Genomic DNA, 7311 nt, shown 5'->3' with positions numbered 1-7311 from the left:
TTCGTTGGTTGTGCTAAAAAAACTGAAGAAGCTCCTGCTGCTGATGCTGCTGCATCTGAAGCTACTGTAGCTGCTTCTGAAGCTACTGCTGCTGCTTCTGCTGCTACTGTTGAAGCTTCTGCTGCTACTGACGCTGCTGCTTCTGCTGTTGACGCTGCTGCTGCTGCTCCAGCTTCTGAAGCTGCTGCTTCTGCTGCTCAATAATCTTTACGATTATTCAGTAAAAAAAGAGAGAGCCTTTTGGCTCTCTTTTTTTTATGACTTAAATAAAGTTCAATCATATAAAAATACATGAAACGATCTAATCTACAAACACCACTGTTCCGTACTGTTTGAAACAAAAGACCCTCTTAAAATTTGAAAACAAAAAAAAGCAGATCAATCGATCTGCTCATTTCCAACGCGCTGGCGGAATTTCTGCCCTGCACGGAAGGTAACTACACGGCGTGCAGAAATTGGAATTTCTTCACCCGTTTTCGGGTTTCGACCTGGACGTTGGCGTTTATCACGCAACTCGAAGTTACCGAAACCTGAAAGTTTAACTTGCTCGCCTGAGATTAGCGCTTGGCTAATCTCATCAAAGAACAACTCGACCATTTGTTTAGCTTCACGACGGTTTAAACTCGTGAGCTCACTTAAATGATCAGCCATTTCTGCTTTTGTTAGTGCTGTCATGAAGCCCTCAATGTCGCTTGGTAAGTGTTTTCCAACACTTGAAGGATATTATCCATACCTGATTTAATTTCAGCATCTTCCAGTGTACGGTTTGGATGCTGCCAGAGAAGTGCAAATGCCAGTGAGCGTTTCCCTTCTTCTACTCCTTGTCCAGTGTACACATCGAATAACCATGTCGAGTCTAGCAGCTCCCCACCTGTTTTTTCGATAAGTCCCTGAATTTCGCTAACATTAATCTTATCATTAATTAAAAGCGCAATATCACGTCTTACCGATGGAAAACGTGATAATTCTGTAAAATTAGATACATAAGTTTGCAAAATAGCCTTTTGATCGAGTTCAGCGACCCAAGACACGCCCAAATCGAGCTCATCTTCCAAAGATGGATGTAGACGACCGAGATAACCTACTGATTTTCCATCTACTAAAATTTCAGCAGATTGACCAGGATGTAACCAGCTACGCTCCGAACGCACATATTCAACTTTCACTCGTCCTGCCGCTAAAATTTCTTCCACTTCACCTTTAAGGTCAAAGAAATCCATCGGCTGTGCTTTGCCATGCCATGATTCAGCGTTTTTAGCACCGACTGCAATTAAAGCCAAAGTCGGAATCTGTTTTAAATCATGAATGCTTTTTGCATCTTGATAATCAAAACGTAAACCTAGCTCAAAGAAACGCACACGGCTTTGCTGACGGTTGATATTGTACTGTACACATGGAATTAGGCTGGATAGCAGCGTCGAACGCATTGCAGCCAAATCACTTGAAATTGGATTCGCCAACATTAATGGGTTAACTGCCGGATTCAATTGCTTTTCAAGTTTGGCATCGGCAAAGCTAAAGCTAATCGCTTCTTGATAACCTAAAGTGACCAAGGTTTGACGAAGTTGAGGCAATTCAAACTGGTCTTGATGTTTGGCAAGTTTCACCTCAATTACAGGTAAGCTGATTTGAATATTGTCATAACCGTGAATACGTGCCACTTCTTCAATCAAATCTTGATAAATGGCCATGTCATAACGGTGTGAAGGAGGAACAACACTCCACTGGCCTTGTGCTTTGACAGTGACTACACAACCTAAACGCTGCAAGGCATCGGTAATAAAGTCAGATTCAACGCGATAACCCAACAATTGATCGACTTGAGCTTGATTCAGTTCAATTGCATCACGTGTTGGCAGTAGCTCAGCTTTTTCTGCAACCGTAATTGGACCAAACTCACCACCAGCAAGATCAGCAATCAGCTGTGATGCGCGGTGCATGGCCATCATTGGCAATTCAAAATCGACACCACGTTCATAACGTTGTGATGCGTCGGTATGTAAACCGAAGCTACGTGCACGACCGGCAATGTGTAATGGCGCGAAGAATGCTGATTCTAAGAAAATTTCAGTGGTTTCATCGCTGATTGCTGAAGACAAGCCGCCCATGATGCCGGCAATTGCTAATGCTTTTTCATCATCTGCAATCACCATAACGTTATCTTGCAGCTCAACTTCTTGCTCGTTCAACAGCACAAGTTTTTCGCCCGCCGTAGCTTGACGAACATGCACAGCACCTTGAACCTTGCCACCGTCAAATGCATGTAGCGGTTGACCCAGTTCCATCAAGACGTAGTTGGTAATATCCACCAAAATGCTGTGCTGACGGATACCAGAACGAGCAAGCGCACGCTCCATCCATACTGGTGTCGCAGCTTTGGTATTGACGTTTTTAATGATACGGCCTAAGTAACGTGGGCAACCTTCAGTATCAACAACCACTTTTTTCTCATCAGAAATGGTCGCAGCCACTTCCTTGATTTCAGGTGCAGTGACTGGAAGTTGGTTAATCACTCCAATTTCACGGGCAATACCGCGGATACTGAAACAGTCACCACGGTTTGGCGTAATACTGATATCAATAACCTTGTCATCCAGGTCTAAGTATTCACGGATGTTCACGCCTACAGGTGCATCACTTGGTAGCTCTAACAAACCATCGATTTTATCTTCAAGATCAATTTCCGAAGCACCGCAAAGCATACCTTGTGATTCAATACCACGAAGTTTGCCTTTCTTGATTTTGAAATCGCCTGGAAGTACAGCACCAATGGTTGCCACTGGGGCTTTCATGCCGGCACGTACGTTTGGTGCACCGCAGACAATTTGTAATGGCTCGCCAGAACCAATATTTACTGTGGTCACACGTAAACGGTCAGCATCCGGATGTTGTTCTACAGTCAGCACTTCACCTACAACCACACCTGTAAAAGGTTTAGCCGCTGGCGCCAATTCATCCACTTCCAGACCAAGCATAGTCAATTGATCAGACAGTTTTTCACTATCAATAGCTGGGTTAACCCAGGTGCGTAACCAATTTTCGCTAATTTTCATAAATTCAATTTCCTTAATCTCCCCTAACCCCTCTTTTAAAAAGAGGGGAAAGCCACGTACTCTATTTTTGACTGTGGAAGTCCCCCTTTCTTAAAGGGGGATTTAGGGGGATTTCTATAAACCTTTAAATTGTTAAATCTGTATTTAAACCATTAAGCAAACTGGCGTAAGAAACGCACATCATTTTGGAAGAACATACGCAAGTCATTCACACCGTAGCGAAGCATGGCAAAACGTTCCACACCTAAGCCAAACGCAAAACCTTTGTATTTTTCAGAATCGATGCCCGCTGCTTGAAGCACGTTCGGATGCACCATACCGCAACCTAAAACTTCTAACCAGCGACCACGTTCATCCATAATATCTACTTCTGCACTTGGCTCAGTGAACGGGAAGTAAGATGGACGGAAACGTACGGTTAAGTCTTTTTCAAAGAATTCGTTCAACAGGTTAATCAACAAACCTTTCAATTCTGCAAAGCTGGTATTTTCCGCAATGTATAAACCTTCAATTTGATGGAACATTGGCGAATGGGTTTGATCCGAGTCGCAGCGATAAACACGGCCCGGGCAAACAATACGAATCGGTGGTTGTTGGGTTTCCATGGTACGAATCTGCACACCAGAAGTATGGGTACGCAATAAATGATTCACATCAAAATAGAAAGTGTCATGCATGGCACGTGCAGGGTGATGACTCGGAATGTTCAATGCTTCAAAGTTGTGATAATCATCTTCAACTTCAGGGCCGGTCGCAACCGTGAAACCGGCTTTGGTAAAGAACTGGCAAATACGTTCTTGCACTTGAGTCACAGGGTGAATGCTGCCCACACTTTGACCACGGCCTGGTAAGGTAATATCAACAGTTTCGCTAGCAAGCTTTTGTTCTAATGCAGCTTTTTGTAATTCAGTCTGACGAGTCGTCAATGCGCCTGTAATGGCTTCACGAACCGCATGAATTTTGGCCCCAAAAACTTTACGTTCTTCCGGGTCCATTTTACCCAGTGCCTTGGATTGTTCCGCGAGCTGGCTTTTCTTCCCTGTAAATTGCACTCGTACTTGATCGAGTGTAGCAAGGTCCTCTGCTGCTGCAATCGCAGCGAGCGCTTCAGTGGTCAGGGCTTCCAGTGACATAGTAACTCTCAAAGCAACAATTTAAAAATATAATAAAACCCCATATTCTAACAGTTTTTGAACGTATTGATGAAGTTCCATATAGAGGAAAAATTAGATTAGCATCCAGATTTATAAAAAGTATAAGATAAAGCCAATATTTATGAGATCAATAACAATGGCACTCGATCAAATTTGGAAACAACAACTGACATTGGTTACATATGGCAATGAGTATCTCCGCCAAAATTTGAGTTTTACTCATTGGGTACAACATGCCATTTTTAACCAGCATAATTTACGTTTCCGTGATCTGATGTCACAGCATTTACTGGCCCAGCATTTTCAAATCTGGCTGGAAGGCCTGAAAAAACGAGGAACTCAGCGCATCAGCCTGCATAGTTCCAGTTTATTAAATGATGAGCAAAACCCGAATGCCAATATCGAATTGCTTGCCATTCCGCATTTTATTGTCAGTCACGAGCAGAATAAAAAGACCGCCTGGATTTTTGGCAAGGAATTAGCTGAATGGTATAGCGCCGATCATGACTATGAAGCACCCAAGCCGCAGCAGGAACAGTGCCGTCAGGAAACCTTCTGGCGTTTCGAGCTAAACTCAAAACTGGCAAAACGTATTGAGGCCGATCTGCAACAGCCGAATTGGGATGACATTCAGATTTATACCAATAATGAATTATTCGACAGCAAGTTTGCGCAGGGCTTTATTGAACCTGCAAATCGCGACTATCCTTATTATGGCATCCCGAAAACTGCAAGCGAAAATGCGGATGGCTCACCATTGTTAGAGACTAAATATCTGCCTTTACTGCCAGGTGAGTATCAGGCAGATTATGCACATATTACCTTACATCGTTTAGAGGCTTTATCTGGTTATATTAGACAACAACAGCAGCATCCTTATCATGCCGATGGTAGTGAACTAACACCCGAAGAACAGCTGAATTTACGCCATTTCTCACAGAAGCTGGACGATTTAACTGCAAAATTTATTGTTAAAGTTGCCAATCATTATCAGTCCGCACGACTGACCAAAGTTGAAGTTGCCAACCCTCTGGATGGTGCAGCGGCTATTCCGCCTAGCACAGCACAGCTAAAAAGCCATCCTGCACATACCTCACATAAGGTGGGCACATCCGGGGTCATCAAACTGATTTTGCTGACAATCATCATTTGTGTACTAGCTTACTATTTTGGGCTTTAATTTTTATAAAGCGGCTAAAAACTGCTGAGCCTGTCTGGAGGATTTCAAATGGATCCAGCGAATATGCTGATACTGCGGATCCTCCATCATGCTCAAATATTTTTTCCGGTTTTTCTGGTGGGTTTTGATCATTCACCAGATAATTGAATCCCGGCTTAACATTCGACCGAAACTTTCTGTGTTATTGGAACTTGGCCAAAGTGTTCGGCCCGTTACTGCACGTTGTATTGCCCGCTTTAGCGATTGCCACATATTGACATGAAAGGGAATGTCCAGCCAGATTACCACATCAACCTCGCGCCATTTCACCGGAATGCTTCGCGAGTAATTGCCGTCAATCACATAACCCGTTACTGTGTGATTCATTTGTGTCGTCAATTTAGCCAGGAACACCTCATCTGCACTTTGTTGCCAGTTGTCCTGCCAGAACAGATCATCCAGCTCAATGTGCTGTAGCCCGAGTTTTTCTGCAATCGCCTTGGAAAATGTGGTTTTACCCGATGCAGATGTCCCGACCACATTAATGCGTTTCATCATGATGTAGCCTTTAGCAATTCAATAAAATGATCCAGATTCATAAGTGGTATTTTTAGGTCAAATAATAGAAAAATACTTTGGCTTTTTTGTTGAAGTAGGTTGAATAAATTTATACGTGATTTATGCATTTTTATTTTATATACAAAGTTTGAATGAACCCGAATAGCTAGAATCGCGTTCATCCATCTTCATCTTTTTTTCTGTTTAAACTGATGGAGCAGTTTCAGTTTTAGGCTTTTTCAATGCCAGTTTTTTTAATACTTCTGCCACGGCCACCATGGCAAAACTTGAAGTCACCACTACAGCCGAGCCATATCCGCCACAGCGCAAGCCGGCACTGGCACACACCTCTGCGCCTGAAAATGGATTATCAACCGAATAAACGCAGCTAATGCCAAATTTTTCTTTGGGCTTTTTGCAAATCCCCTTGGCACGTAACTGACTACGCAGTTTCGCCAGCATTGGGTCTTGTTCAGTTTTAGACAAATCGGCAACACGGATTTTTAAAGGATCCAGTTTTCCGCCAGCCCCGCCCGACACAATTAGAGGAATTTTGTTAAAGCGGCAATGCAGCATTAACGCCAGTTTGGCTTTAACGTCATCAATACAATCGAGAACGACATCGGGGGCGTTGGCCAACAGTTCTTGGACATTGTCTGGGGTTAAGTAATCATCCACCAGATTAATCTTGATCCGTGGATTAATCGAATGACAGCGCTCAGCCATCACTTCAATTTTTTCCCGGCCCAAGGTCGAGCCCATGGCCGGTAATTGACGGTTAATATTCGATGCAGCCACCACATCCATATCAATCAGGGTGAGTTCACCAATACCGCTACGTGCCAGGGCTTCAACCGCCCAGGAACCGACGCCACCAATCCCGATCACTATCACATGACTGTGTTCGTAGTGACGAAAAGCCTCATCTCCATAAATTTTTTCCACCCCGGCAAAACGGCGCTCATATTCATCATCTTCAGGAAGATCAGTCATTCGTCATCTAACATCTAAAAAAACACCGCTGCATTTTATCAAATTCCAGCTGAATCCGATAACCTATCTCTTCGGAATCGTTCAGCAGTTATAACAAAGCATAAAAAAGAGGCTTTCGCCCCTTTTTCTTTGAACCCTGTTCACTCCTCTTTCATCACTGTTTATGCTCTCTTTATTTTTCTCCCAGAGGAAGAACTAAAAAGCATGATGAAAGAATCCTGTTACTTATTCATAATGAAAAAATATTCACGATAATATTTAAGCTCTGCAATCGAATCGCGGATGTCATCCATCGCCAGGTGTGAAGCATTCTTTTTCAAGCCGCTCATAATTTCTGGACGCCAGCGTTTTGCCAGCTCTTTCACTGAAGATACGTCCAGGTTACGGTAATGGA

General features: G+C 43.3%; 6 protein-coding genes and 2 pseudogenes. 2 read left to right on the top strand and 6 right to left on the bottom strand.

All coding sequences use genetic code 11. The features are described 5' to 3' along the window. Positions 1 to 204 (top strand): hypothetical protein (locus B2Y23_RS06980; RefSeq protein WP_291369873.1); only part of this gene is annotated, 204 nt, incomplete at its 5' end. 174 nt (positions 205 to 378) lie between these two features. On the opposite strand, the gene B2Y23_RS06975 is transcribed toward B2Y23_RS06980, so the two are convergent. From B2Y23_RS06975 to pheS, 3 genes are all read right to left on the bottom strand, one after another. Beyond that, positions 379 to 675 (bottom strand): integration host factor subunit alpha, encoded by a 297-nt coding sequence (locus tag B2Y23_RS06975; protein ID WP_004649746.1) that lies wholly within the window; start codon positions 673 to 675, stop codon positions 379 to 381. Further along, the gene (gene pheT, locus B2Y23_RS06970; protein ID WP_291369871.1) at positions 672 to 3053 is read right to left on the bottom strand and encodes a phenylalanine--tRNA ligase subunit beta; all 2382 of its coding nucleotides are present in this window, start codon (positions 3051 to 3053) and stop codon (positions 672 to 674) included. The genes B2Y23_RS06975 and pheT overlap by 4 nt, the downstream gene beginning before the upstream one ends. A gap of 152 nt (positions 3054 to 3205) precedes the next feature. Then, the gene (pheS, locus tag B2Y23_RS06965) at positions 3206 to 4186 is read right to left on the bottom strand and encodes a phenylalanine--tRNA ligase subunit alpha (RefSeq protein ID WP_291369869.1); all 981 of its coding nucleotides are present in this window, start codon (positions 4184 to 4186) and stop codon (positions 3206 to 3208) included. A 157-nt stretch (positions 4187 to 4343) separates the two neighbouring features. Here pheS and B2Y23_RS06960 point away from each other — a divergent pair, with 157 nt between their 5' ends. Further along, positions 4344 to 5387 carry a hypothetical protein gene (locus B2Y23_RS06960; RefSeq protein ID WP_291353716.1) on the top strand — a complete coding sequence of 348 codons (1044 nt, stop codon included), beginning with the start codon at positions 4344 to 4346 and terminating at the stop codon, positions 5385 to 5387. Positions 5388 to 5390: 3 nt separating this feature from the next. Here B2Y23_RS06960 and B2Y23_RS06955 read toward each other — a convergent pair. From B2Y23_RS06955 to B2Y23_RS06945, 3 genes and pseudogenes are all read right to left on the bottom strand, one after another. Next, a pseudogene (locus B2Y23_RS06955) lies at positions 5391 to 5921 on the bottom strand (adenylate kinase). Between the two features lie 207 nt (positions 5922 to 6128). Continuing rightward, entirely contained in the window at positions 6129 to 6917 is a 789-nt protein-coding gene (locus tag B2Y23_RS06950; protein ID WP_291353714.1) for a tRNA threonylcarbamoyladenosine dehydratase, read from the bottom strand. A 221-nt stretch (positions 6918 to 7138) separates the two neighbouring features. Further along, positions 7139 to 7311: pseudogene (locus B2Y23_RS06945) on the bottom strand (exonuclease domain-containing protein); the annotation flags it as partial.

This window comes from Acinetobacter sp. UBA5934, from assembly GCF_002430855.1.
In the GTDB taxonomy this organism is placed as follows: Bacteria; Pseudomonadota; Gammaproteobacteria; order Pseudomonadales; family Moraxellaceae; genus Acinetobacter.
This window is presented reverse-complemented; position numbering and strand designations above follow the sequence as displayed.